At 44.8% G+C, this 25229-nt stretch carries 24 protein-coding genes and 4 tRNA genes; 18 read left to right on the top strand and 10 right to left on the bottom strand.

Annotation, left to right across the window (positions count from 1 at the left end):
• The 13 genes from MTF70_RS03015 to luxS all read left to right on the top strand — a co-directional run bounded on the left by MTF70_RS03015 (position 1) and on the right by luxS (position 11570).
• Positions 1-77: transfer RNA gene (locus MTF70_RS03015), tRNA-Arg, on the top strand.
• A gap of 52 nt (positions 78-129) precedes the next feature.
• Positions 130-206: transfer RNA gene (locus MTF70_RS03010), tRNA-Arg, on the top strand.
• Between the two features lie 52 nt (positions 207-258).
• A tRNA-Arg gene (locus MTF70_RS03005) sits at positions 259-335 on the top strand.
• 52 nt (positions 336-387) lie between these two features.
• Positions 388-464 (top strand) — tRNA-Arg (locus MTF70_RS03000).
• Between the two features lie 553 nt (positions 465-1017).
• Positions 1018-1275: an oxaloacetate decarboxylase subunit gamma gene (locus MTF70_RS02995; RefSeq protein ID WP_005379932.1), complete on the top strand. Its 258-nt coding sequence runs from the start codon at positions 1018-1020 to the stop codon at positions 1273-1275.
• A 31-nt stretch (positions 1276-1306) separates the two neighbouring features.
• Positions 1307-3091 (top strand): sodium-extruding oxaloacetate decarboxylase subunit alpha, encoded by a 1785-nt coding sequence (oadA, locus tag MTF70_RS02990; protein ID WP_042521318.1) that lies wholly within the window; start codon positions 1307-1309, stop codon positions 3089-3091.
• Between the two features lie 9 nt (positions 3092-3100).
• Positions 3101-4231 (top strand): sodium ion-translocating decarboxylase subunit beta, encoded by a 1131-nt coding sequence (locus MTF70_RS02985; RefSeq protein ID WP_005379935.1) that lies wholly within the window; start codon positions 3101-3103, stop codon positions 4229-4231.
• A gap of 123 nt (positions 4232-4354) precedes the next feature.
• The gene (locus MTF70_RS02980; RefSeq protein WP_042521320.1) at positions 4355-5305 is read left to right on the top strand and encodes an NADP-dependent oxidoreductase; all 951 of its coding nucleotides are present in this window, start codon (positions 4355-4357) and stop codon (positions 5303-5305) included.
• Positions 5299-5760 (top strand): YqaA family protein, encoded by a 462-nt coding sequence (locus MTF70_RS02975; RefSeq protein WP_054865636.1) that lies wholly within the window; start codon positions 5299-5301, stop codon positions 5758-5760. Before MTF70_RS02980 ends, MTF70_RS02975 begins: the two co-directional genes overlap by 7 nt.
• A 9-nt stretch (positions 5761-5769) precedes the next feature.
• A complete protein-coding gene (locus MTF70_RS02970) occupies positions 5770-8613 on the top strand; it encodes a pitrilysin family protein (protein WP_017820389.1) in 2844 nt (947 codons plus the stop codon).
• Positions 8614-8769: 156 nt separating this feature from the next.
• Entirely contained in the window at positions 8770-10338 is a 1569-nt protein-coding gene (gene gshA / locus MTF70_RS02965) for a glutamate--cysteine ligase (RefSeq protein WP_205461133.1), read from the top strand.
• 23 nt (positions 10339-10361) lie between these two features.
• Positions 10362-10967 carry a hypothetical protein gene (locus MTF70_RS02960; protein WP_005379943.1) on the top strand — a complete coding sequence of 202 codons (606 nt, stop codon included), beginning with the start codon at positions 10362-10364 and terminating at the stop codon, positions 10965-10967.
• Positions 10968-11051: 84 nt separating this feature from the next.
• Positions 11052-11570, top strand: coding sequence for an S-ribosylhomocysteine lyase (gene luxS, locus MTF70_RS02955; protein WP_005379945.1), 519 nt, complete (start codon positions 11052-11054; stop codon positions 11568-11570).
• Between the two features lie 70 nt (positions 11571-11640).
• Here the strand turns inward: luxS and MTF70_RS02950 are convergent, their stop codons facing one another.
• Entirely contained in the window at positions 11641-12921 is a 1281-nt protein-coding gene (locus tag MTF70_RS02950) for a CNNM domain-containing protein (protein WP_005379948.1), read from the bottom strand.
• A gap of 124 nt (positions 12922-13045) precedes the next feature.
• Entirely contained in the window at positions 13046-13840 is a 795-nt protein-coding gene (locus MTF70_RS02945) for an inner membrane protein YpjD (RefSeq protein ID WP_005379950.1), read from the bottom strand.
• Between the two features lie 224 nt (positions 13841-14064).
• On the opposite strand from MTF70_RS02945, the gene ffh reads away from it, so the two are divergent.
• The 5 genes from ffh (at position 14065) to rplS (ending at position 17667) form a co-directional block, all read left to right on the top strand.
• Entirely contained in the window at positions 14065-15447 is a 1383-nt protein-coding gene (gene ffh / locus MTF70_RS02940) for a signal recognition particle protein (RefSeq protein WP_005385423.1), read from the top strand.
• 209 nt (positions 15448-15656) lie between these two features.
• Positions 15657-15905: a 30S ribosomal protein S16 gene (rpsP, locus tag MTF70_RS02935; RefSeq protein WP_005379962.1), complete on the top strand. Its 249-nt coding sequence runs from the start codon at positions 15657-15659 to the stop codon at positions 15903-15905.
• Between the two features lie 29 nt (positions 15906-15934).
• A complete protein-coding gene (gene rimM / locus MTF70_RS02930) occupies positions 15935-16483 on the top strand; it encodes a ribosome maturation factor RimM (protein ID WP_005379964.1) in 549 nt (182 codons plus the stop codon).
• Between the two features lie 27 nt (positions 16484-16510).
• Entirely contained in the window at positions 16511-17272 is a 762-nt protein-coding gene (gene trmD / locus MTF70_RS02925) for a tRNA (guanosine(37)-N1)-methyltransferase TrmD (protein ID WP_017635923.1), read from the top strand.
• A 41-nt stretch (positions 17273-17313) separates the two neighbouring features.
• Positions 17314-17667, top strand: coding sequence for a 50S ribosomal protein L19 (rplS, locus tag MTF70_RS02920; RefSeq protein WP_005379971.1), 354 nt, complete (start codon positions 17314-17316; stop codon positions 17665-17667).
• Positions 17668-17978: 311 nt separating this feature from the next.
• Here rplS and yacG read toward each other — a convergent pair whose 3' ends face one another.
• The 8 genes from yacG to nadC form a co-directional block, all read right to left on the bottom strand.
• Complete coding sequence (yacG, locus tag MTF70_RS02915; RefSeq protein ID WP_017635922.1) at positions 17979-18173, bottom strand: DNA gyrase inhibitor YacG; 195 nt, start codon at positions 18171-18173, stop codon at positions 17979-17981.
• Between the two features lie 158 nt (positions 18174-18331).
• Positions 18332-19072, bottom strand: a complete 741-nt coding sequence (gene zapD / locus MTF70_RS02910; RefSeq protein WP_042521326.1) for a cell division protein ZapD — start codon at positions 19070-19072, stop codon at positions 18332-18334.
• Between the two features lie 27 nt (positions 19073-19099).
• Positions 19100-19714, bottom strand: coding sequence for a dephospho-CoA kinase (gene coaE, locus MTF70_RS02905; RefSeq protein WP_042521328.1), 615 nt, complete (start codon positions 19712-19714; stop codon positions 19100-19102).
• Positions 19715-20584, bottom strand: coding sequence for an A24 family peptidase (locus MTF70_RS02900; protein WP_017635919.1), 870 nt, complete (start codon positions 20582-20584; stop codon positions 19715-19717). It abuts the gene before it with no gap.
• 64 nt (positions 20585-20648) lie between these two features.
• On the bottom strand, positions 20649-21872 hold the full coding sequence (locus MTF70_RS02895) for a type II secretion system F family protein (protein WP_017635918.1): 1224 nt from the start codon (positions 21870-21872) through the stop codon (positions 20649-20651).
• A gap of 23 nt (positions 21873-21895) precedes the next feature.
• Complete coding sequence (gene pilB / locus MTF70_RS02890; RefSeq protein ID WP_042521331.1) at positions 21896-23581, bottom strand: type IV-A pilus assembly ATPase PilB; 1686 nt, start codon at positions 23579-23581, stop codon at positions 21896-21898.
• Positions 23582-23591: 10 nt separating this feature from the next.
• Positions 23592-24023 (bottom strand): prepilin-type N-terminal cleavage/methylation domain-containing protein, encoded by a 432-nt coding sequence (locus tag MTF70_RS02885; protein WP_042521333.1) that lies wholly within the window; start codon positions 24021-24023, stop codon positions 23592-23594.
• A 261-nt stretch (positions 24024-24284) separates the two neighbouring features.
• The gene (gene nadC, locus MTF70_RS02880) at positions 24285-25172 is read right to left on the bottom strand and encodes a carboxylating nicotinate-nucleotide diphosphorylase (RefSeq protein WP_042521335.1); all 888 of its coding nucleotides are present in this window, start codon (positions 25170-25172) and stop codon (positions 24285-24287) included.
• Between the last annotated feature and the right edge of the window lie 57 nt (positions 25173-25229).

Genomic DNA, 25229 nt, shown 5'->3' with positions numbered 1-25229 from the left:
GCGTCCTTAGCTCAGCTGGATAGAGTACCTGGCTACGAACCAGGCGGTCGGAGGTTCGAATCCTCCAGGACGCGCCACTTATTAAAGGGTAATGCCCTGATGTTGACGAAAGTCGATATCGAAAACTGCGCGTCCTTAGCTCAGCTGGATAGAGTACCTGGCTACGAACCAGGCGGTCGGAGGTTCGAATCCTCCAGGACGCGCCACTTATTAAAGGGTAATGCCCTGATGTTGACGAAAGTCGATATCGAAAACTGCGCGTCCTTAGCTCAGCTGGATAGAGTACCTGGCTACGAACCAGGCGGTCGGAGGTTCGAATCCTCCAGGACGCGCCACTTATTAAAGGGTAATGCCCTGATGTTGACGAAAGTCGATATCGAAAACTGCGCGTCCTTAGCTCAGCTGGATAGAGTACCTGGCTACGAACCAGGCGGTCGGAGGTTCGAATCCTCCAGGACGCGCCACTTATTGAAAAAGCCTCGCAATTGCGAGGCTTTTTTGTATCTAGACATCTGGAATATGGCGTAGGATCACTAGAGCCTATGTTCCTCTTTTTTAAAAGCGAATATGTGCGTATCTAAGCAATTTGCTATCAAGCTTCTGTCGCATCGTGTGAAATCATCCTGATTATCCCTCCTATACACTGACTTCCATTTTTCATTTCAATTACTCTCATGTAGTCACTTTGTTTGTTATTTGTTTATTGATTGTTAATTTTGTTCATCTTTTTGTTTTTGTTGGTTTTTACTTCGTGAGTCCCGATTTGATTTTGAAATCTAAATCGCAGTTTTTATTTATGTCCTCCTTTACTCTGTTCGTAAGGTGATAGCGATTTGAAGTGATTATTTTGTCATGAACTGTGATCTGGGTAGTGAATAAATAATCATTTATCAGGATTACTACAAACCTTCCTTAAACAAAATTGACAAAATTTAACCAATCGAGATAATCCATGGGTCGGGATTTGACACTATTAAAGTCCTGCACGTTGTCAGGATGACAAAGAAAGGAAGCAACATGACTAATATAGGAAGCCTGCTAGTAGATGCGGCCACCCTGATGCTAACGGGGATGGCGGTCGTATTTATTTTCCTCACTATTCTTGTTTATCTCGTTCGGTTAATGTCGAAATTGGTACCAGAAGAAGTACCAGAGCCGATCGCAGCACCAAAAACAAACACTAATATTCAATCAACCTCTTCAGCTGTTAGTCCACAAGTAGTGGCGGCGATCTCGGCTGCGATTCATAAACATCGCGCCTCATTCGCGAAGTAGCCGAACTAGGATTAAAAAGGAGTTTAAGAGCATGTCTAAACCACTAGCTATTACTGATGTGGTCCTTCGTGATGCCCATCAATCACTATTTGCTACGCGTATGCGTATTGAGGATATGCTGCCTATCGCAGCTGAGTTGGATAAGGTTGGTTACTGGTCTCTAGAGACTTGGGGTGGTGCAACATTTGATTCTTGTATTCGATTCTTAGGGGAAGACCCTTGGGAGCGTTTACGTGAACTAAAAAAAGCGATGCCTAATACACCAATGCAAATGCTACTGCGTGGTCAAAACCTTTTAGGATACCGCCATTATGCCGACGACGTAGTAGAGAAGTTTGTGGAACGCGCGCATGCTAACGGCATGGATGTATTCCGTATTTTTGATGCAATGAATGACGTGCGAAACTTCCAGAAAGCCGTTAAAGCAACGGTTGATGTTGGTGCGCATGCTCAAGGTACGTTGTCTTACACAACGAGCCCAGTGCATAACGCAGACACTTGGGTTGACTTGGCAAAACGCCTAGAGGATTTAGGTTGTCACTCGCTGTGTATTAAAGATATGTCTGGCTTACTTAAGCCTTATGAAGCGGAAGAGCTTATCACGCGTATCAAAGCGTCTTGTGATGTGCCATTGGCACTTCATTGTCATGCAACAACGGGGCTGTCTACAGCAACGGCGGTAAAAGCAGTAGAAGCCGGTATTGATATTCTCGATACTGCGATTTCTTCAATGAGTTGTACCTACGGCCATACACCGACTGAAACGGTAGTCGCTATGCTAGAAGGTACCGAGCGAGATACCAATTTGAAACTCGAGCAACTGGAACCTATCGCCGCATATTTCCGTGAGGTACGTAAGAAGTATGCGAAGTGGGAAGGCCAGTTAAAAGGAGTCGATTCACGCATCCTGATTGCTCAAGTGCCTGGTGGTATGCTGACCAATATGGAAGGCCAGTTGAAAGAGCAGGGCGCTGCGGATCGCATTGATGAAGTATTAGAAGAGATCCCTCGTGTACGTGAAGATCTTGGTTTCATTCCATTGGTGACTCCAACTTCACAGATCGTCGGTACTCAAGCGGTGATTAACGTGCTTACTGGCGAGCGCTATAAGAGTATTACCAAGGAAACCGCAGGTCTATTGAAAGGTGAGTACGGTCAAGCACCAGCCGAGTTAAATGCAGAACTGCAAGCGAAAGTGCTTGATGGTAAAGAGCCAATTACCTGTCGTCCTGCCGATTTACTTGAGCCTGAAATGGAGACGCTTACGGTTGATCTGATGGAGAAAGCGAAATCAGAAGGCATTAAGCTAGCAAGTGAGCGTGTTGATGACGTACTCACTTATGCACTTTTCCCTCAAGTTGGGCTTAAATTCCTTAAGAATCGTGAAAACCCAGAAGCATTTGAGCCTGCACCAACGCTAGAAGCTGCGAAGCCTGCTGTACCTGCAGCTCAACCAGCAACTGGTGGTGTAGAAACTTATAGTGTACGTGTTGACGGGCAGGTGTATGAGGTGGAAGTTGGCCCTCAAGGTGAACTGACATCTGTTGCTCCTTCTAATGCACCGGCAAAATCGGCTACACCTAGCACACCTTCTAATGCTTCAGCTGAAGCGGTGCCTGCTCCTCTTGCAGGTAACATCTTCAAAGTGAATGTTCAACCTGGTGCTGAGGTAGCTGAAGGCGATGTATTGCTCATCCTTGAAGCGATGAAAATGGAAACTGAAGTACGAGCGGCGCGTGGTGGTGTGGTTCAAGAGCTGAACGTTAAAGAAGGCGATGCTGTCACAGTAGGTGCGCCTCTGTTGAGCCTGGCGTAAGGGAGTATCATGGACGGATTGTTAACCCTTTGGGCAGAAACAGGGATCGCTAACTTCGAGTTCGGCCAAATCTGTATGATGCTGGTTGGTTGTACCTTGCTGTTTTTGGCAATTAAAAAAGGATTTGAACCTTTACTGTTATTGCCGATTGGTTTCGGTGCTATTTTGGCGAATATTCCAAATGCTGGCTTTACTGAGCCTGGTGGCTTGCTCTACTACGTTTACTACATTGGGATTGAATCGGGTGTGTTCCCGCTATTGATCTTCATGGGTGTGGGCGCGATGACTGACTTTGGTGCTTTGATCGCAAACCCAAAAACGTTGTGGTTAGGTGCGGCTGCGCAGTTTGGTATTTTTGCAACACTGTTTGGCGCTATTTTGCTCAACTATGTACCTGGCATGGAGTTCTCCATGGCGGATGCATCGTCTATCGCGATCATCGGTGGTGCTGATGGGCCAACAGCGATTTTCTTGGCGAGTAAGCTCTCTCCAGATCTGTTAGGTGCGATTGCAGTCGCGGCATACAGCTATATGGCATTGGTGCCGATCATCCAGCCACCAATCATGAAAGCACTGACAACCAAGGAAGAGCGTCAAATCAAGATGGCTCAGCTTCGTCATGTTGGTAAATGGGAGAAAGTCATCTTCCCGCTTGCTGTATTACTGATGACGATTCTGTTCTTGCCTTCAGCTACGCCATTGGTTGGTATGTTCTGTTTGGGTAACTTGATGCGTGAAGCTGGTGTGGTCGATCGTTTATCGAAAACTGCTCAAAATGAATTGATCAACATAGTGACTATCTTTTTAGGTCTTGGTGTTGGTTCTAAGCTGCAAGCTGAGCAGTTCTTGAACCTAGAAACGTTAGGTATCTTGGGGTTAGGCGCAGTTGCATTTAGTATCGGTACTGGTGCGGGCGTCCTGATGGCGAAACTGCTTAACAAGTTCTCGAAAGAAGACATCAACCCACTTATTGGTGCGGCTGGCGTTTCTGCGGTACCAATGGCCGCGCGAGTCGTAAACAAAGTTGGTTTACAAGCTAACCCGCAAAACTTTTTGTTAATGCATGCGATGGGACCAAACGTTGCTGGTGTGCTGGGTTCAGCCGTTGCGGCTGGTATATTGTTAGCACTTGTTGGTTAGACATTATTGAAAATGGAATGATCAACCAATTTACAAAATCACGATTAACTTAGGTTAACAAAATGGTTTATAGTCAAAGGGATGCTTTCGCATCCCTTTTTGTTTTCTTGCAGGGAATGGTTTATGGAACACAAACAGATCGTTATCACTGAGTTTGGTGATGCCAACGTACTCGCGATTCAGCATGCTTCTACACCATCACCACAGCCTGGTGAAGTCTTAGTAAAAGTCGCTTTTTCAGGCGTAAATCCTATTGATGTCAAAACTCGAGCTGGGCTCGGTTGGGCGGCAGCGCAGAATAAGGATAATTTACCTTGGGTGCCAGGTTACGACATCTCAGGAAAAGTGATGTCTTGTGGAGAGGGGGCATCACGTTTTAATCAAGGTGATGAGGTGGCTGGATTTATTGGTTTCCCAGTTCGAGGCGGTGGATACAGTCAATACATATGTGTTCCAGAAACTGAGTTAAGTCATGTTCCTAGCTCTGTCACTTTAGAGGCAGCTGCTGCATTACCGTTGGCGGGACAAACTGCGGCACAAGCTCTCAGTAAGGCTAATGTGACGGAAAACGATCGCGTACTTATCCTCGCTGGTGCCGGTGGTGTTGGACACCTCGCGGTACAAATTGCGATCGCGACGAAAGCGGAAGTCTTTACAACCTGCAGTGAACGAAATTTAGATTACCTTGCGACGCTCGGTGCTCATGCAGTGAACTATCAATTTGCACCAGTGTCAGAACGTGTTGAAGATGTTGATGTTTTGATTGATTTAGTAGGCGGAGATGCTGCGTTAGATGCGCTTAAATGCCTGAAAGACAATGCGAGAGTCATCACCGTTCCAACCATAACTGCTGAGCTGATTTGTGAAAAAGCCAAACTCCTAGGCTTTGAGGCTAGTGGCATGTTGGTTGAACCAGACCCTGCGCAGTTAGATACCTTGTTGTACATGGTCGGCGTTGGCTTACTGAAGACTGAAATTCAACAGGTTTATCCTATGAGTGATGTCATTGGTGCTCACCAGCAGGTCGAATCAGGAAGAACCAGAGGCAAGGTGTTGCTTGATATGACATGCTAGAAGCATTTAACACGAGTTTTGAAAGTTTAGCGCTTTGGTTTTCAGATTCAGCATTATGGGTGCTTTTCATGACCGGTTTTCTCAGTGCCACGTTGTTGCCTGGTGGTTCTGAGGCGGGCTTAGTTGCCACTCTCTCATTAAATCAATACTCCGTTTCTTCAATTGTTATGGTCGCTACTATCGGTAATACGCTTGGTGGCTTAACAAATTATTGGCTTGGCTTGTGGATTCCCAACAAAGCACAAGAGGAAAAGCACGGTCATACCGCATTAAAGTGGCTCTCTAAGTATGGCTATTGGGGATTATTTTTTAGCTGGTTACCTGTAATTGGAGACCCGCTGTGTTTAGCCGCAGGGTGGCTGAGAATGAAGCTTCTGCCTTGCGTGATTTTAATATTTTTAGGAAAGGCTGCTAGGTATAGCTTGCTTGCGGCCATCTATCTCGGATTATTTTAAGGAAAGTACATGAAGATGTTTTGGGTTGGCGCGTGCTCACTGTTGGTGATCACGGGCTGCGCATCAAATACGCCAGTTTCATCACTGCCGAAAGGGGTAACTTTCGTTGAGTCATCGAAAGCTGAAGAAGGTAAAGTTAAGATTCCATACCAAAAGTATAAACTCGATAATGGTTTAACGGTGATCTTAGCTCCTGAAGATTCTGACCCATTGGTCCATGTGGATGTGACTTACCATGTTGGTTCAGCTCGTGAAGAAGTGGGTAAGTCTGGTTTTGCGCATTTTTTTGAGCACATGATGTTCCAAGGTTCAGAGAACGTTGGTGACCAAGAGCACTTCAGGATCATCACAGAGGCTGGCGGCACGTTAAATGGTACAACAAACCGCGATCGTACTAACTACTTTGAAACTGTCCCTGCTAACCAGCTCGAGAAAATGCTGTGGTTAGAGTCTGACCGTATGGGCTTTTTGCTGGATGCGGTTTCTCAACGCAAATTTGAAATTCAGCGTTCGACTGTAAAAAATGAGCGAGCCCAGCGTTACGATAATCGTCCTTATGGCTTAATTTGGGAGCGCATGTCCGAAGCGCTATATCCTGAAGGTCATCCGTATTCGTGGCAAACCATTGGTTATGTTGAAGATCTTGATCGTGTGGATGTGAACGACCTCAAAGCGTTTTTCTTGCGTTGGTATGGCCCAAACAATGCGACTATCACGATCGGTGGTGACTTAGACGTTGAACAAACTCTAGAGTGGGTAAATAAGTACTTCGGTTCGATTCCTCGTGGTCCTGAGGTTGAAAATGCGCCGAAACAACCTGCAAAACTGCAAGAAGACAAATACATCACGCTAGAAGATCGTATTCAACAACCTATGGTGATGATCGCGTGGCCAACAACCTACAACGGCGAAGAAAGCCAAGCGTCTCTCGACACGTTATCAGAAGTATTGGGGGGCGGTACCAACAGCGTGCTCTATCAAGACCTAGTGAAGACTCAAAAAGCGGTCGATGCTGGTTCATTCCATGACTGTGCTGAACTGGCGTGTAACTTTTACGTTTACGCAATGGGCGATTCTGGAGACAAAGGCGACCTATCAAAACTGTACGACGAGCTTTTACAATCACTGAATCAGTTTGCGGAAAAAGGCGTGACAGAAGATCGCCTTGAGCAGTTGAAGGGTAAAGCGGAAGCGGATGCTATTTTTGCGCTAGAAAGCGTTAAAGGTAAAGTGACTCAGTTGGCTTCCAACGAGACATTTTTCGGCGATCCTGATCGTCTTGAGCAACAGCTTGAACAAATCCGTGCAGTTACGCCGACTTCGGTAGAAAAAGCGTATACGGACTTTATCCAAGGTAAGAACAAAGTGACCCTAAGCGTGGTCCCAAAAGGAAAAACAGACCTTGTCGTAAAACCTGCGACCTTTGTGACACCAAAGCGTACGCTGCCAGAATATGAGAAGATTTCCGATGACCAATTGGCGTATCGTCGTGCGACCGATAACTTCGATCGCTCAGTGCAACCGCCAGTAGGAGAACCAGTGAAAGCGACGATGCCAGAGCTGTACGAGTTACATTTCAAGAATGGCTCAGAGCTGCTTGGTGCAGTTAGCGATGAAACGCCGACGGTGATGATGCAATTTAGTCTACCTGCAGGGACACGTTTTGTTGAAAAGGGTAAAGAAGGTCTTGCCCAATTGACCGCTGCGATGTTGCAAGAAGGCACAACGAAACGCAGTGTCGAAGAGATTCAAGCTGAACTTGATAAACTGGGTAGTGTTATCTCTGTTAATGCCACAGGTTATACAACAAACATCAGTGTTTCTGCTCTAGAAAAGAACTTAGAACCGACGTTAAAAATTGTCGAAGAGATGTTGCTGTCTCCTGCATTTAATCAAGATGATTTCGAGCGTGTAAAAATGCAAGCGCTAGAAGGCCTGGTATATGAGCACCAAAATCCAAGTTGGATGGCGTCACAAGCGAGTCGCCAGGTGCTCTATGGGGATTCGGTTTTTGCTCGACCAAAAGACGGCACGCAAGCAGGTGTCAGTGCATTAACGTTGGATGATGTCCGTGAATTCTACTCGAAGCATTACACGCCACAAAGTGCGCAAATCGTCGTTGTTGGTGACATCAATAAACAGGAAATTGAGCAGCAACTGACGTTCTGGAAAAACTGGCAAGATGAAGCTGCGCCATTGTATGCACCGCAAAGCATTGCTGCATTAGGTGAGCAAAAGATCCATCTTGTTGATAAACCAGGAGCGCCGCAAAGTGTGGTCATGATGGTTCGTCAAGGTATGCCTTACGACGCAACGGGCGATTTTTACCTAAGCCAACTGGCAAACTTCAACTTAGCTGGGAACTTCAATAGCCGCATTAACCAAAATCTACGTGAAGACAAGGGTTACACATACGGTGCTTACGGCTACTTCTCTGGTAATCCAGAAACAGGCTCGGTGGTTTTCACCGCGCAAGTACGAGCGGATGCAACGGTTGCTTCGATCATTGAGATGGAAAATGAGCTAAATGAATACTCGCAGTCAGGTATTACTGATGAAGAGATGAAATTTATGCGTCAAGCGGTCGGTCAAAAAGATGCACTGAAATATGAAACGCCAACACAAAAAGCGGAGCTCATCAGTGATATTCTTAAGTACAACCTCGATCATGATTACTTGCAGCAAAGAAACGCTATCGTAGAAAAAGTCGATAAGCAGACGTTGAATGCGCTGGCTCAGAAATGGTTTGATCCAAATGACTATCAAATTATCGTCGTTGGTGATGCTAAATCGTTGCGTCCTCAATTAGAAAAGTTGGGGAAAGACGTAGAAGAGCTTGAAATCATTCGATAGAGTACACATTTAATAGCGGAGAAACGTTTCTCCGCTATTCATCTAGATAAGCAACTTTTCGTGGGTTATTTATCTAGATGCATTAACTATCAATAACTTAGCTTACACTTGTGTTATGTAACAAGTGTCCTGCTCCCAATATAAGCGAACCTCATTTTGACTGATTTTGCTGCGCGACTAAAAAAAGTTGCATCAAACCCCGAAGTATTTAAGCAGTTTGGACGCGGTGTTGAGCGAGAAACTTTGCGCTATCGTCAGGATGGACATCTAGCTACAACTCCTCATCCTGAAGGGTTAGGCTCTGCGTTCACAAATCAATGGATCACAACGGATTTTTCGGAATCATTGTTAGAGTTCATTACGCCTGTGTCACATGAAATTCCAGAACTGATGGCACAGCTGAAAGATATCCATCATTTCACTCAAACCAAAATGGGTGAAGAGAAAATGTGGCCACTATCAATGCCTTGCTACGTAGGCTCAGAGGATGATATTCAGTTAGCCCAGTATGGCTCTTCGAATGCAGCGAAAATGAAAACGCTGTACCGAGAAGGCCTAAAGCGTCGCTATGGCAGCCTGATGCAAATTATTTCAGGTGTCCATTTTAACTTCTCGTTTCCTGAAACATTTTGGGATGCGCTCTATGGCGAGCAAGATGAACAAGCCCGCCTAGATGCTAAGTCTGGCGCGTACTTTGCGTTGATCCGTAATTACTACCGCTTTGGCTGGATGATTCCCTACTTCTTTGGTGCATCACCAGCGTTATGTGGCTCTTTTATTCAAGGTCGTGAAACCGATCTGCCATTCGAGAAGATTGGCGGGACATTATATTTGCCGAAGTCGACGTCTTTGCGTTTGAGCGATCTTGGCTATACCAATAGTGCTCAAAGTGTGCTGAAAATTGGTTTTAACAGCATTGACCAATACCTCGATGGTTTGAGTGATGCGATTCGCCACCCATCAGAAGAGTTTGCGAAAATTGGGGTAAAAGTGGATGGTGAATACCGCCAGCTTAATTCCAATATCTTACAAATTGAGAATGAACTGTACGCTCCGATTCGTCCAAAACGTGTATCGAAAAGTGGTGAGAAGCCTTCAGATGCGTTACGACGCGGTGGTGTCGAATACATTGAAGTTCGTTCTCTAGATGTTAACCCATTCAGCGCAGTGGGCTTAAATGAAGAGCAAGTACGATTCTTGGATCTCTTCCTTACCTGGGCGGCCTTGTCAGACTCAGACCCTATGGATAACTGTGAATTAGAGTGTTGGCGCGATAACTGGAATAAAGTCATTGTTTCAGGCCGTGAAAAAGGTCTAATGCTGCAAATTGGTTGCCAAGGTGAGCGTCTATCTCTACAAGATTGGGCACACCGAGTTTTCGTCGAGTTACGTCAAATAGCACAGCAAATGGATATGACCGCTGGTGGCAGTGCATACCAAGATGTGTGTAATCAACTCGAGACATGGATTGATAACCCAGAACTAACGATCTCTGGTCAACTATTAGAGCTAACGAAAGAGCTGGGTGGGCTAGGTAAAGTTGGTTGTACTCTTGGTATGAAGTACCGTGATGAAAACCTAGCTCACGGTTATCAGTACTACTCACAAGATACGATGGAAACGGAAGTAGCGTCGTCCGTGGAAAAACAAAAGCAAGCAGAGCAGAGTGACACGCTTTCTTTTGATGATTTTTTGGAAGATTACTTTGCTTACCTGAAGCAGTAATGACTAACTAAGGATTGGTGCGGTTGAACATTAAGTCGTCAGTAGTAGCGGTACTTGGAAGCGTGTTACTTGCAGGTTGTGCTACGGCACCGCCAAAGCAGCAGAATAACTTATGCGAGATATTCCGAGAGAAATCCGGTTGGTACGATGATGCCAAAGATATGGAAGATGAATGGGGGACCCCTATTCATGTCGCTATGGCCATCATTAAACAAGAAAGCAGCTTTCGGCACGATGCAAAACCACCTAAAGATTATTTGCTAGGGTTTATTCCTTGGGGACGAGTCAGCAGTGCGTATGGTTACGCTCAAGCTCAAGACCCTGCTTGGGAAGACTTCCAAGATGCCACAGGTCAGGGTGGCTCTCGTACCAACTTCGATGATTCTATGATGTTTGTCGGTTGGTATACTCATGAAACACGGCGTCAGCTAGGGATTTCATTATGGGATCCCTATAACCAGTATCTGGCTTATCATGAAGGGCGAGGTGGGTATAAGCGAGGTACTTATAATCGAAAGCCTAGTTTAATCAAAGTCGCTCGACGTGTTGAACAAACAGCGAAAACTTATGGCTGGCAGCTGAAGCAATGTCGTCAGGAATTAGAAGACAACAGCAGCTGGTTCTTTTAGCCCACAGTCAGTTCATGTGCTGTAGGGATGAATGACATTTATCCATTACCGAAAGGTACTGGAGTTACAATCAGGAGAGATGTAATGCCTTTACTCGATAGTTTTACCGTGGACCACACTCGTATGAATGCACCCGCTGTACGAGTGGCGAAAACCATGCAGACCCCAAAAGGGGATACGATTACTGTTTTCGACTTACGCTTTACTGCGCCAAACAAAGACATTCTTTCTGAAAAAGGTATTCACACCCTAGAGCACCTTTATGCAGGCTTTATGCGTAATCACCTAAACGATGATTCTGTTGAGATCATCGATATTTCGCCTATGGGTTGCCGCACAGGTTTTTACATGAGCCTGATTGGCACACCATCAGAGCAGCAAGTCGCAGATGCTTGGATTGCAGCAATGGAAGATGTGCTGAAGGTAGAAAGTCAGAATAAGATCCCTGAACTTAACGAATACCAATGCGGCACGGCAGCAATGCACTCTTTAAAAGAAGCACAACAGATCGCAAAGAACATTTTGGATGCTGGTGTTTCGGTGAACAAAAATGATGAACTTGCTTTGCCTGAGTCGATGTTAAAAGAGTTGCGCATCGACTAGGTGCTCATTAAGAGAAGCATATTGCCCCAATAAGTAAAAAAGCCTGACATGAGTCAGGCTTTTCTTTTGGTTATTTGGATGTCGATTTTTTCTTCTTCGGATAAACACGAACGAGCTTGATTCGGTTCTCTTCAATCTCAACAAGTTCCATTGGGTGACCCGCTACTCTCACGCTTAAATGGCTCTCTGGAATATCTTCCAGGTGCTCCAAAATAAGACCGTTTAACGTTCTTGGGCCATCCGTTGGTAAATCCCATTTCAGGCCTTTGTTAATATCTCGAATATTGGTGCTGCCTTCAATAAGAAAGCTTCCGTCACCTTGAGGACTGATTTCATCAGAGAGGCTTGGAGAAATTGACGTCGTGAACTCACCAATGATCTCTTCCAGAATATCTTCAAGAGTGATTAGACCGATGATATCACCGTACTCATCCACGATCAGACCGATACGTTGCTTGTTGCGTTGGAATTTCAACATTTGCACGTTCAGTGGTGTGCCTTCTGGGATGTAATAGACCTCATCAGCAGCACGTAATAGCGTTTCTTTGTTGAATTCGTTCTTTTCCAACATCAGACGATAAGCTTCACGCAAGCGCAGCATGCCAACCACTTCATCAATTTGGTCACGATAGAAAACTATGCGTCCATGTGGTGAGTGTGTTAGCTGGCGAACAATGGATTTCCAGTCGTCGTTAATATCAATACCGGTAATTTCATTGCGTGGGACCATAATGTCGTTCACGGTGACGTGCTCAAGATCCAAAATAGACACTAGCATGTCTTGGTGTCGGCGAGGGATCAAACCGCCAGCTTCATTTACCACCGTACGCAGCTCATCGGAGCTAAGATGATCTTCTGCTGAGTGATCCGCTCTTACGCCAAGTAAGCGGATAAAGCCATTCGTAATAAAGTTAACAAGCATCACTAAAGGCGACAGTAACTTCATCAGTATGGTCAATAATATACTGCTCGCGTAGGACACACGTTCAGGGTAAAGCGCTGCAATTGTTTTAGGGGTAACCTCGGCAAAAACCAATACAACCATAGTTAGTGCACCGGTTGCGATAGCGACACCTAAATCACCATACAAACGCATACCAATAATGGTCGCGATAGCAGACGCGAGAATATTAACGAGGTTGTTGCCGATAAGAATAAGACCAATCAAACGATCTGGACGGTCTAATAGTCTTTCGACTCGCTTAGCACCCTTATGCCCGTTTTTGGCTAAGTGTTTTAAGCGATAACGATTCAGAGACATCATCCCTGTTTCTGAACCGGAAAAGTAACCTGATATGACGATAAGACACGCGAGTAGCGCAAACAAGATACCCGTAGAGATGTCGTCCAAAACGTTGCTGTTCCTTGTAAGTATTGGGTTATATAACGGTTGAGTAAGTCCGTTAAGTCAAAGAGTTAAGGCGTACTGTATTTTATCTAGCCTAAAATATAAAGGATAGGAGCCCTAGAGCTCCTTAATTCAAGATGATTTCTTTTACAAAGCGACTGCCAAAATATGCCAGAGTCAACAGTGTTGCTCCTGCAACAGCGAACCATGTGACTTTTCTACCACGCCAGCCTTTTTGATAGTGACCCCAAAGCAGTATTGAGTACACCACCCAAGCGATGAAAGAAAGAATGCCCTTATGTGCCTTACCTTGGGCAAACATATCCTGCACAAAGACAAAGCCAGTAATGAGCGTGGCAGTTAACAATAAGTTACCGATCAAAATAATTTTGAAGAGTTGACGCTCCACCATTAATAGAGGCGGCAGGTTTGGGTTAATCGCCAAAGATTTTTTTGCTTTCAGTTTGTGATCCAGCCAAGCCAACTGAAGCGCATAGAGTGCCCCGATAGTTAAAGTCGCGTATGAGAAGAGCGCAAATGAAATATGAATGAGTAGCTTAGGGTCATTCTCTAGGTGCTTTATAAACGTGCTTGGCAAAAATGTGGCAGCAGATAAATTGATGGCAGCAAAGCTATAAACGACAGGCAATAAAAACCACAGTCGGTTTTTCAACATAGCAAGGCTCATGACCAGAGAAATAATAAAACTGATCAAAGAAGCCACGTTGAGAATACTCAGGTTTTGACCTGAACCATCAAAAATCAGATCACTCAAAATCCACGCATGAAAAACAAGCGCACAGGCAGCACTAGCAAACACTGTTTTTGCTTTGATTCCTGACTGTTGTGAGAGTCCGGGTATGATGGTCGCAATCGCCAAAACATAAAGTATGGCGGCCGCGATGGCTATTAAGCTATCCATGAATCCTAAATATTATTGTGCACGATGGAGAAATTATACCTTGCATTACACTTTGGGGCTACGTTATATCCGACATCAATCGTGAGAGATGAGATATTGAAATTAATAAGTTACCGCACCATATATAAATAGAGACAAGAATAGGACAGCGGTACGGGTATGACTCAGACCTTGGCTAATGTATACTCACACTAATTAATCGCCATTTTAGCGAAGAGACAAAGATGTTTGAGAATTTAACGGATCGATTATCCAAAACGCTGAAAAATATCAGTGGTAAAGGTCGTCTGACCGAAGACAACATTAAAGAAACCCTACGTGAAGTCCGAATGGCTCTACTTGAAGCTGACGTTGCGCTTCCGGTCGTTCGTGAATTTGTGAACCGCGTTAAAGAAAAAGCGGTGGGCGTAGAAGTTTCTAAATCTCTGACTCCAGGTCAGGAATTTATCAAGATCGTTCAAACAGAACTTGAAGCCGTAATGGGTGAGTCGAATGAGGCGCTAAACCTTGCTGCTCAACCACCTGCTGTGCTTCTTATGGCTGGTCTACAAGGTGCGGGTAAAACCACATCGGTAGGTAAGTTATCTAAGCTTCTAAAAGAACGTGACAAGAAGAAAGTCTTGGTTGTGTCTGCCGACGTTTACCGTCCTGCGGCAATCAAGCAGCTTGAAACACTGGCATCAGACATCGGTGTTGACTTCTTCCCATCATCACCAGACCAAAAGCCTATTGATATCGCCAATGCAGCGATTGACCATGCGAAGAAAAAATTCTACGACGTATTGATTGTCGATACCGCAGGTCGTTTGGCAATTGATGAAGAGATGATGGGGGAGATCAAAGATCTTCACGCAGCTATCAACCCAGTAGAAACGCTATTTGTTGTTGACGCCATGACGGGTCAAGACGCAGCAAATACAGCAAAAGCCTTTGGCGATGCGCTACCTCTTACCGGTGTAGTTCTAACTAAGGTTGATGGTGATGCTCGTGGTGGTGCGGCACTTTCAGTACGCCATGTCACGGGCAAACCAATCAAATTCTTGGGTGTCGGTGAAAAAACTGACGCGCTAGAACCGTTCCACCCAGATCGTGTTGCTTCACGTATTCTTGGCATGGGTGACGTTCTGTCTTTGATTGAAGACCTACAACGCAACGTTGACCAAGAAAAGGCAGAAAAGTTAGCGAAGAAGTTCAAAGAGAAGAAAGGTTTCGACCTTGAAGATTTCCGTGAACAGCTAGGCCAGATGCAAAACATGGGCGGCATGATGGGGATGATGGATAAGCTTCCAGGAATGTCCCAGCTACCAGACAATGTGAAAGACAAAGTCGATGACAAGATGTTCAAACAGATGGAAGCGATCATCAGCTCCATGACAATGAAAGAACGTCAACGCCCAGAAATTATCAAGGGCTCGCGCAAGAAGCGTATCGCGGCTGGTTCTGGTGTGCAGGTTCAAGATGTAAACCGCTTACTAAAACAGTTCACCCAAATGCAGAAAATGATGAAAAAGATGCAAAAAGGTGGCATGAAAGGCATGATGCGCAACATGCAAGGCATGATGGGCGGCATGGGTGGCGGCGGTGGCTTCAACCCATTTGGTCGTTAATTAATCGATCACGCATAGATTCAGGGTGTTAGGTTCGTCACAAACTTTAAATTCAATTTATGTTGGTGAAAAAGTAACTAAACTCCTTGCATTGCTCCGGGAGAAGAGTAAAATTCCGGAGCTTTATTTTGGCACGAGACCCCAAACTGTTTAATTTCTTGAATGGTTTTTGGGGTTAATTTTATTTTTGAGAAAGCAAAGAGGACGACATGGTAACCATTCGTTTGGCACGTCACGGCGCTAAAAAGCGTCCATTTTATCAAATCGTAGTAGCGGACAGCCGCAACGCTGCAACTGGCCGTTTCATCGAGAAAGTTGGTTTCTTCAACCCAACTGCTAAAGGTCAAGAAGAAGGTCTACGTCTAGACCTAGACCGCGTTAACCACTGGGTTGGTCAAGGCGCGTCAGTATCTGACCGTGTTGCTAAGCTAGTTAAAGACGCTCAAAAAGCGGCTTAATTTTTTACTTGAAAAGTAGAAACTAGTTTATGTCGATGAAAGGTAAAGAAACAATGAGCAACGAAAAGATTGTTGTAGGCAAGTTTGGTGCTACTTACGGCATTCGTGGTTGGCTTAAGGTTTTTTCCTACACAGACAATGCTGAAAGCATTTTCGATTACAGCCCTTGGTACATTAACCAAAAGGGCAAGTGGGTTGAGTACAAAGTAGAAAGCTGGAAGCGCCATAACAAAGGTATGGTGGCTAAGCTGGAAGGCATGGATGTTCGTGAAGACGCGCATCTAATGACGAACTTTGAAATTGCTATTGACCCTGCGGTACTTCCTGAATTGTCAGAAGATGAGTTCTACTGGCGCGAATTGTTTGGGATGCAAGTTGTAACTACTAAAGGTTACGATCTAGGTGTTGTTACTGACATGCTAGAAACTGGCTCAAACGATGTTCTGGTTGTTAAAGCAAATCTTAAAGATGCTTTCGGGCAGAAGGAACGATTAATCCCGTTCCTTGAAGAGCAAGTGATCATTAATGTTGATCGCGAAGCTCAACGGATCGAAGTTGACTGGGATCCTGGATTCTAATCTCCAAAATTACAGAGCGAGATAAACATGTGGGTTGGCGTTATTAGCCTTTTTCCAGAAATGTTCCGTTCTGTTACTGATTTTGGAGTAACAGGTCAAGCGGTTAAAAAAGGTCTTTTGTCGATTGAAACTTGGAATCCTAGAGATTTCACTCACGACAAACATCGCACAGTCGATGACCGACCTTACGGTGGTGGCCCTGGTATGTTAATGATGGTTCAGCCTTTGCGCGATGCCATTCATACCGCGAAAGCAGCCTCACCGGGCAAGACGAAAGTCATCTACCTTTCTCCTCAAGGTCGCAAGCTCGACCAGAAAGGAGTGGAAGAACTGGCAACGAATGAGAACTTGCTTCTGATTTGTGGTCGTTATGAAGGGGTAGATGAGCGCATCATTCAATCTGAAGTCGACGAAGAATGGTCGATTGGTGATTTTGTGATGACGGGTGGTGAGATACCAGCCATGACGTTAATCGACGCTGTCTCTCGGTTTGTTCCGGGTGTACTAGGGGATTTCGCGTCAGCAGAAGAAGACTCTTTTGCAAATGGCTTGTTAGATTGCCCTCACTATACGCGTCCAGAAGTATTGGATGACAAAGAGGTACCAGCGGTACTGATGTCAGGCAATCACAAGGATATTCGTCAATGGCGACTCAAGCAGTCGTTGGGCCGTACTTGGCTAAGAAGACCAGAGCTCCTGGAAAACCTAGCTCTGACTGACGAACAGGAACAATTACTTGCTGAGTTTGTTAATGAGCATAAAGCCATTAAAGAACATAACGCAAAGTAACCTAATTTATTTAGTATCAGTTTATTCTAGGAATTTAAAAAATGAGTAACATCATCAAAGCTCTTGAAGAAGAGCAAATGAAATCAGACCTACCTAAATTTGCACCAGGTGACACTGTTGTAGTTCAAGTTAAGGTAAAAGAAGGTGACCGTGAGCGTCTACAGGCTTTCGAAGGCGTTGTAATCGCAATCCGTAACCGTGGTCTACACTCTGCTTTCACTGTGCGTAAGATCTCTAACGGTGAAGGTGTTGAGCGTACGTTCCAAACACACTCTCCAATCGTTGATAGCATCGAAGTTAAACGCCGTGGTGCAGTACGTCGTGCCAAGTTGTACTACCTACGTGAGCGTTCTGGTAAGTCTGCTCGTATCAAAGAGAAACTTGCTAAGAAGTAATGCTATAACTAGCGTTCTCATCTTAAACGGAGTCCTTTTAGGGCTCCGTTTTTTTATTTGTGTAATTAGCTTGCTCGTTTCTTTTCTCCCGACCTGCACTGTCGATGCTCATGCACTGACGTACACTCCACGCCTCTACCTTGCTGTGAATAGATTCCTGATGTCGCTATGGCTCCTCGGAATGACAGGAAATGATGGTCAAAGATTATAGAGTACCGTGGTTAAAATTCGTCATTCTGGACAGCGACGACGGAGCGTGATTCGGTTCCCCAAGAAGGAACCTAGGGTATTCCTTTACCCTAGGTCTCAATTTAATACTGGTCTTCAGACCAGCCATCACTATCGGACATATCGGGTGCGCCTGGGATGGTGTTTTCTTCATCTGCCCATTCACCAAAATCAATCATTTGGCATTGTTTACTGCAGAAAGGGCGATGAGGACTTTGTTCTCCCCATTCTACGTCGGCGCCACATTGTGGGCATTGAACGATGGTAACTTTAGACATAGTTGAGCGTCCCATTACTAATTGGTGTTAAAGGGTAGTATACCTAAACGAATTAAAGATGGCTTATTCAACGCGCTATTGCTGCTACGAAATTTTATCAAATATAAGCGCAATAAAGCGTTGAATTTTAGATTATGGAGGCGAGGCGTAGTGTCGTCTTAGCTGCAAACAGCAAGTTCAAATTCAATATCTTGTGTGCATGCTTGACCGTTTTCAAACGACATGAACTTGATCGCAAAGCGGTTTTTATGGCCTGAAATCATAGGATACACGCCATATTCCATTGGGATGTGAAGTCTTAGAATGTTGGCTTCATCAGCGTCACTTTGGAAGAAACCTGCACGACCGATTTGAGCTTTGAAATGTCCGGTCTCTCTAGTGAGCTTTAACCATAACGAAAGCGCATCAGATAAGGGCTTTAAGCTTGCTTGCCACTGTTGTGCATCACGCTTTTTACGTTCAATAGATAGATGAAGCCAGTAGTGTAATGCTGGCAGATCAAAACAGCATGAACCACCCGGTAGATTAAAGCGTTGACGGATAGAGCTTAGGAAGCGATCTTCTTTTAATGCTTGGCCAAAACGTTCAGCACCCATTAGTTGGCTATGAACGACATCTATCTCTTGTAGCAAGGTATTTAATGCGTCTTGATCGACACCATCGACATTGAGCCAATGGCGGTACGACAGCCGTTGCTTCTCAAGATCTTTAGCCAGTTCACTTTTCAGTTGGATTTGTTCGAAGATCTCAACCATATCGAATAACGCACGGAAAAACAGTTGATACTGATGATTTTCGCTAAACCCAGAGGCCAAGTGAGCCTGACGCAGCAGAGACTCCACTCTTAGATAAATACGAGTTTTCTCATTTAACGGATGTTCAAATTTGTGCGTGGTCATCGACATAAGCCTTTGTGAGTTTCGTTCCTATTTTCGCAGATTTTTCTTACACATGGCTAGGTACTTTTCGTGCAAATCTGTGATTTGAAGCAAAAGATCAGGGTCACTTGGATTATTCTTAACCACATCGTCTGCAAGCGCGAGCCTTTGCTCTCTTGATGCTTGAGAGGAAAGGATGGCGCGAACTTGATCTTCACTCACATTGTCTCGTTTCATCGTGCGAGATATCTGTGTATTCGGTTCTACATCGACGACAAGAATGCGATCACACAAACTATCTAGCTTGTTTTCTACGAGCAACGGCACCACAAGTAACGCATACTCTGAAGTGACTTGCTGCAAATCTTCGATCATCTTTTCACGAATTATCGGGTGCAACAGTGCATTGAGCCATGCTTTTTCATCTGAATTCGAAAAGATTTTTTCTCTCAGCTTTGCGCGATCTAAAGTTTGGTCTTCACGAACGATATCGTGACCAAAGTGTTCAATAATCGCGTTTAGGCCGGGAGTACCTGGCTCGACAACTTCTCTTGCTACAATGTCGGCATCGACGATATCGATTTTAAATTGTTGTTTGAACAGATTCGCGACGGTTGTTTTTCCACTAGCGATACCGCCTGTTAAACCAATAACCAAAGCCATTTACACTCCTAGAACTGAAGTAAAGTACCAGTTTAAAATCTGGTCGCCCCAAATTAAGCTTATCCAACCAGCAATTGCTAAGTAAGGACCGAAAGGGAAAGCTTTTTCAATTCCCTGCTTTTGCAAGCGTAGTTGAATGATGCCAAATACGATGCCAACCACAGAAGAAAGTAGAATGATCATCGGCAGTGACTGCCAACCTAGCCAAGCTCCTAGTGCCGCCAGTAGTTTAAAATCACCATACCCCATTCCTTCTTTACCAGTAAGTAGCTTAAAGCCCCAGTAAACGGACCAGAGACATAGGTAACCAGCAATAGCACCAATGACAGAATCTTGTAGAGTAACAGGACTTATTTCGACTAATGCTAAGGCAATGCCAGCCCAAGTTAATGGTAATGTTAATTGGTCAGGTAACAACATAGTATCGAGATCGATAAATGTTGCGGCGATTAAGATAAAAGTAAAAAAGAGTAGGGCAACGGTAAAGTAACTAAAACCAAAGTAATAAGCGATAAAGCCTGAACAGAACGCGGTGAGCAGTTCAATCAGTGGATAGCGTGCACTAATGGTTGCCTGACAGTTGTGACATTTGCCTTTTAAAAGCAGCCAGCTAATCACAGGAATGTTGTCGCGAATACGTATCGGTGTTGCGCATTTCTGGCAGGAGGAGCGTGGAACGCTCAAGGTCAGCACTTCTTTAGGAGGTTCTATTTTGTATTCAGGAAATGACTCGGCACATTCGCGTCGCCATTCTAGTTCCATGATTTTAGGTAGTCGATAAATAACCACATTGAGGAAGCTACCCACGATCAGACCGAAGATGGTGGCAAACACAACGAATAGCCAAGGGTAGTACTGGAATACTTCCATATTTGTCTCTTGAGCGATGAGTGAAATCAGCAAGATGCTGTTTTAAAGGAGTTAACAGCTCATTCTAGCCCAATACACTCATTAAGTTAAAGATTGGCAAGTACATTGCTGTCACTAATCCGCCAACAACGATACCTAAAAAAACGATAATTAGTGGCTCTAGAATTTTACTAAGGTTGTCGACGGTGTTATCGACTTCAAACTCGTAGATCGTTGCAACTTTATTGAGCATGTCGTCAAGTCGACCAGACTCTTCACCGATCATGACCATTTGTAACACTAATTCAGGGAACACATTACAGTTACGCATGGCAACATACATTGGCATACCTGCGGCGGTATCACGGTAAACTTCTTCTATGGCGAGTTGATAGTGCAAGTTTCCTGAGGTTTTTGATGTGGTTTTTAAACTGGTTAGAATTGGAATACCCGCTGTAAAGCTTGTGGCGAGTGTTCGACTAAATTTGGCGATAGCGGCTTTTGATAATACGGGCCCGAGGACAGGAAATTTAAGCACAGAGCGATTGAGCATTAAGCGAAAAGAATCTGAACGCTTAGAGAGGATTCTCGCTGAGATGAATAGACTGATAGAGCCTAGTGCTATAAATGGGCTCCAGTTTTGTGTCCAGGCGGAAAGATCTAACACTTGCCTGGTAAACCACGGTAAGTCAGCACCAAAACCAACAAACATTTTTTCAAACTCGGGAATGACTTTGGTGAGCATGATAAACGACACTCCTAACGCTACTAGCACTACCATGGCTGGGTAAATCAGTGCTTTGATCACTTTCGCACGAAGCTGCTCATTTTTTTCTCGGTAGGTGGCTAAGCGCTCGAATACTTCTGCTAAGTTACCGGATTGCTCACCTGTGGCGATAAGATCGGTATAGAGTGGGTCAAAGTGTTCACTTGCAGTGCGCATGGCTTTTGACATGGGCGTCCCCGCTTCAACGGCGCGTGTCACGCTCATCAAAATGGATTTCATCTCTGCTTTTTTATGATTTTCTGAGACCAATTTTAAAGCCTGAACTAAGGGTACACCGGTTATCAACATCGTCGAAATCTGACGGGTAAACACCGTGATGTCTCTGCCTTTCACGCGATGGCTGAGTTTAGTGAGAAACGAGATACTGCTTTTCTTTAACTTCTTGATCTTGATGTGCTGTGCGTCTAGACGCTCGCGTACTTCAATTTCCGTCATCGCGAGGGTTTGTCCAGATGTCTTTTTGCCTGAACTGTTGATGCCTTTCCAGCGGAAGTTTTTAAGTTGTGGTGTAGTGCTTTTCATAGAGGTGACTGCTGATTAAAGGATTAAAAATAAAGTACGCGCTGTAGTTCACTAAAACTTGTGATCCCTTGTTTGAGTTTTTCTATGCCCGACATTTGTAACGTGCTCATACCATTTGCGATGGCGAGTTTTTCTAGTTCATGTACCGAGGCGCCTTTAATAAGCGCTTCGGAAAGAAATTCATCAAAGCGCATCACTTCATAAATCCCCGTTCGGCCGGAATAACCATGGGTACACTCATTACATCCATCGGGATTGGCTTTAAAAATGTTGTCGCTTGCTTGAATTCCAAGGTGTTGTAGCTGAACGGTAAGCTCTTGTGATTGTTTACAGTGCGAGCACAGTTTACGGGCCAAGCGCTGGGCAATAATCAAACTAAGAGATGAGGCCAAGTTAAAGCTTTCTACGCCCATGTTTGATAAACGAATAACCGTTTCAGCCGCAGAATTGGTATGCAAGGTTGAAAGTACTAAGTGACCGGTTTGCGATGCTTTTATAGCGATTTCGGCGGTGTCTAAGTCACGAATCTCACCGACCATTACCACATCCGGGTCTTGACGTAAGAAAGAGCGCAGGGCTTCGGCAAAACCAAAACCAATCTTAGGCTGAACTTGAACTTGGTTAATGCCCGATAAGTTAATTTCTACTGGGTCTTCTGCCGTGGAAATGTTGATTTCTGGCTTATTGAGGATACTTAGCCCAGTGTATAGAGAAACGGTTTTACCGCTCCCTGTTGGGCCTGTCATCAGAATCATGCCTTGTGGGCGACGCAGCGCATCCAAGTACAATTGTTTTTGTTGTTCGCTATAACCAAGCTTGTCGATATCCAGTGACGCAGAGCTGCTGTCGAGCAGTCGTAGTACAATTTTCTCTCCGAATAGAGTCGGTAGTGTGGATACACGCATATCAATCGCGGTGTCTTGATTCAACTTGAGCTTTATACGCCCATCTTGTGGTAAACGTCGCTCTGCAATATCAAGCTTAGAGAGGATTTTGATACGAGCGGATAAGCGGCGACTTAAGTGGCTTGGTGGCTGCTGTGTTTCAATTAAGATGCCATCACAGCGTAAGCGAACGCGGTACATCTTTTCATAAGGCTCAAAGTGGATATCGGATGCGCCTTTGCGCACAGCGTCCAGCAGAATTTGGTTTATGTAACGGCTGACGGGCGACTCGTCTTGGCTCAAGTCTTCAATGTTGTCGATTTCATCTGCGCCCACATCAACCAGGTTGGCTAATTCTTCTTGGTTGATCTCTTTTAGCCCAGACTTTTCCTGCCCAAGTGCGCGGCCATATAAGCGCCGAATCGCAGCGGTCAGCTCGCGAAAATCAGCGAGAACAAGTTCTACTTGCAACCCTGTCGCAAAGCGGAAGTCATCTTCTGCTTGTTGGTTCGTGGGGTCGGCAACCGCTAATAATAACGTTGAAGGCGTACGTTGGAGTGGGAGTGCGTTATGCCGAGTGATTAATTCACGTAGACCGAGTTGTTGACAAAGCGAAGCGTACTCGTACTGAGATAACTCGGGCTGATTTAAACCAAAGAGAGAGCTTAAGTGCTCAGCGAGTTCGCTTGACGTGAATAACCCTGAACTGAGTAAAGCCTCTGGCATCGAAATGCCAGAAGCTTTGACTTGCTCTATTAACGATTCTTCTTGGGAAAACGTCAGTACTCCTCTTTGGCGAAGAACCGTGGATAAGTTGGTTAACATTAACAACTAGTTATTGGCAGCCATCAATTGCTGGGACTGTACCAGCACGAGCACAAGACCAACCTTCGGTTGCACTACGAGAGAAAGTTAAAGTATCACTCGAGGTCATTGAGCTATTTGAACCAAAAGCAAATTCTAGAGTTGGTACCGCACCTGAACCAGATCCAATTGCTGATGTTAGTGTGCCTAAATCGTTAGCTGAAGCTACTGAACCTAAATCAGAAAGACCAGCAGCCGAGCTCGTTCCATTTTCTTGATAATAGAGTTCAGCCGGAGTAATTAGGGACTTTAACGTAGCAAGAGCTGATGCGGCTTCTGATTTTTTTACGTAGTCTTGATAAGCTGGTATGGCGACGGCTGCCAAAACACCAATAATCGCCACCACAATCATCAATTCGATCAGAGTAAAACCCTGTTGTTTTTTCTGTTTACTGTTTTTCATTTTTAACCCTTTCCTAAAAATTAATAATGCTCTTGCATTAGCGAAAGATTATGGAGAGTTAAGGTGGGTTGAAAATGGGGAAGGGATGGGCTCTCGAGTGAGGTAAAACTCTTTGGTGAAAAGTTGCATATCGCATGCAGAGTTTTGCGAGTAGTACTATTTTTTAGTGGATAAAAAGAAAGGGCCTATTGGCCCTTTTTAATGATGAATTACTCACAACTTACTGAGTTAGTTGAAGTAATTTAGATTGTGTTGCTTTTATTATTTGAAGCGCATCGAAAGATCCATCGCTTTTAGATGCTTAGTCAACGCGCCTACCGAAATGTAATCGACACCGGTTTCTGCGTATTCTGCGATGGTCTCTAGCGTAATGTTGCCGGAGTTCTCTAAAGCGGCACGACCTGCGTTAATCGCTACGGCTTCACGCATCATTTCTTTTGTGAAGTTATCGAGCATGATGATGTCGGCACCAGCCTCTATCGCTTGCTTCAACTCTTCTAAGCTTTCCGTTTCTACTTCTACCGGTTTGCTTGGGTTAAGCTCTTTCGCTTTTTGGATGGCTTGGGTGATGCCACCACAAGCAATAATGTGGTTTTCTTTAATGAGGTAAGCGTCGAACACGCCGATGCGATGGTTAAGGCCACCACCACACGTCACGGCGTATTTTAGTGCGCTACGCAGACCTGGAATGGTTTTACGTGTATCTAGTAGACGACACTCAGTATGCGCGATTTTTTCAGCGTACTCTGCGGTAACTGTTGCGCAGCCAGACAGCGTTTGGATGAAGTTCATTGCGTTACGCTCACCAGTCAACAAGTCACGAGCAGGGCCTGTCAGCGTGCAAAGGGTTTGGTTAGGCTCGACTTTATCGCCGTCCTTTACGTGCCATTCAATACTGACCTTGCCACCGAGCTGTTTAAAAACTTCATCAGCCCATGCTTGACCACAGAACACACCATGCTCACGAGTAATAATCGTTGCGGTATTAACCGCCTCGGCAGGGATCAAAGATGCAGTAATGTCGTTATCTACATCGACACTGCCACCTAGATCTTCTTTTAAGGTATCAGCGACAGAGCGAGTGATCTCTAAAGGGAGTTGTTGTTTAAGGTATTCTAGGCGTTCTTGAATGTTGTGTGTGTTCTTCATCGCAAATCTTGTCTTGAAAGGGAGATGGCAACGAATGATACTCTCCGGTGTCAATAA

The organism is Vibrio sp. 2CM40D, from assembly GCF_023161825.1.
Lineage (GTDB): Bacteria > Pseudomonadota > Gammaproteobacteria > Enterobacterales > Vibrionaceae > Vibrio > Vibrio alginolyticus.
The sequence above is the reverse complement of the archived record's forward strand: the minus strand, read 5'-3'. Positions and strand labels throughout refer to the sequence as shown.

Coding starts and splice junctions, on each gene's coding strand:
- MTF70_RS02995 (WP_005379932.1), top strand. CDS start 1,018: ATGACTAATATAGGAAGCCTGCTAGTAGATGCGGCCACCCTGATGCTA.
- oadA (WP_042521318.1), top strand. CDS start 1,307: ATGTCTAAACCACTAGCTATTACTGATGTGGTCCTTCGTGATGCCCAT.
- MTF70_RS02985 (WP_005379935.1), top strand. CDS start 3,101: ATGGACGGATTGTTAACCCTTTGGGCAGAAACAGGGATCGCTAACTTC.
- MTF70_RS02980 (WP_042521320.1), top strand. CDS start 4,355: ATGGAACACAAACAGATCGTTATCACTGAGTTTGGTGATGCCAACGTA.
- MTF70_RS02975 (WP_054865636.1), top strand. CDS start 5,299: ATGCTAGAAGCATTTAACACGAGTTTTGAAAGTTTAGCGCTTTGGTTT.
- MTF70_RS02970 (WP_017820389.1), top strand. CDS start 5,770: ATGAAGATGTTTTGGGTTGGCGCGTGCTCACTGTTGGTGATCACGGGC.
- luxS (WP_005379945.1), top strand. CDS start 11,052: ATGCCTTTACTCGATAGTTTTACCGTGGACCACACTCGTATGAATGCA.
- MTF70_RS02945 (WP_005379950.1), bottom strand. CDS start 13,840: ATGGATAGCTTAATAGCCATCGCGGCCGCCATACTTTATGTTTTGGCG.
- ffh (WP_005385423.1), top strand. CDS start 14,065: ATGTTTGAGAATTTAACGGATCGATTATCCAAAACGCTGAAAAATATC.
- rpsP (WP_005379962.1), top strand. CDS start 15,657: ATGGTAACCATTCGTTTGGCACGTCACGGCGCTAAAAAGCGTCCATTT.
- rimM (WP_005379964.1), top strand. CDS start 15,935: ATGTCGATGAAAGGTAAAGAAACAATGAGCAACGAAAAGATTGTTGTA.
- trmD (WP_017635923.1), top strand. CDS start 16,511: ATGTGGGTTGGCGTTATTAGCCTTTTTCCAGAAATGTTCCGTTCTGTT.
- rplS (WP_005379971.1), top strand. CDS start 17,314: ATGAGTAACATCATCAAAGCTCTTGAAGAAGAGCAAATGAAATCAGAC.
- yacG (WP_017635922.1), bottom strand. CDS start 18,173: ATGTCTAAAGTTACCATCGTTCAATGCCCACAATGTGGCGCCGACGTA.
- zapD (WP_042521326.1), bottom strand. CDS start 19,072: ATGACCACGCACAAATTTGAACATCCGTTAAATGAGAAAACTCGTATT.
- coaE (WP_042521328.1), bottom strand. CDS start 19,714: ATGGCTTTGGTTATTGGTTTAACAGGCGGTATCGCTAGTGGAAAAACA.
- MTF70_RS02900 (WP_017635919.1), bottom strand. CDS start 20,584: ATGGAAGTATTCCAGTACTACCCTTGGCTATTCGTTGTGTTTGCCACC.
- MTF70_RS02895 (WP_017635918.1), bottom strand. CDS start 21,872: ATGAAAAGCACTACACCACAACTTAAAAACTTCCGCTGGAAAGGCATC.
- pilB (WP_042521331.1), bottom strand. CDS start 23,581: ATGTTAACCAACTTATCCACGGTTCTTCGCCAAAGAGGAGTACTGACG.
- MTF70_RS02885 (WP_042521333.1), bottom strand. CDS start 24,023: ATGAAAAACAGTAAACAGAAAAAACAACAGGGTTTTACTCTGATCGAA.
- nadC (WP_042521335.1), bottom strand. CDS start 25,172: ATGAAGAACACACACAACATTCAAGAACGCCTAGAATACCTTAAACAA.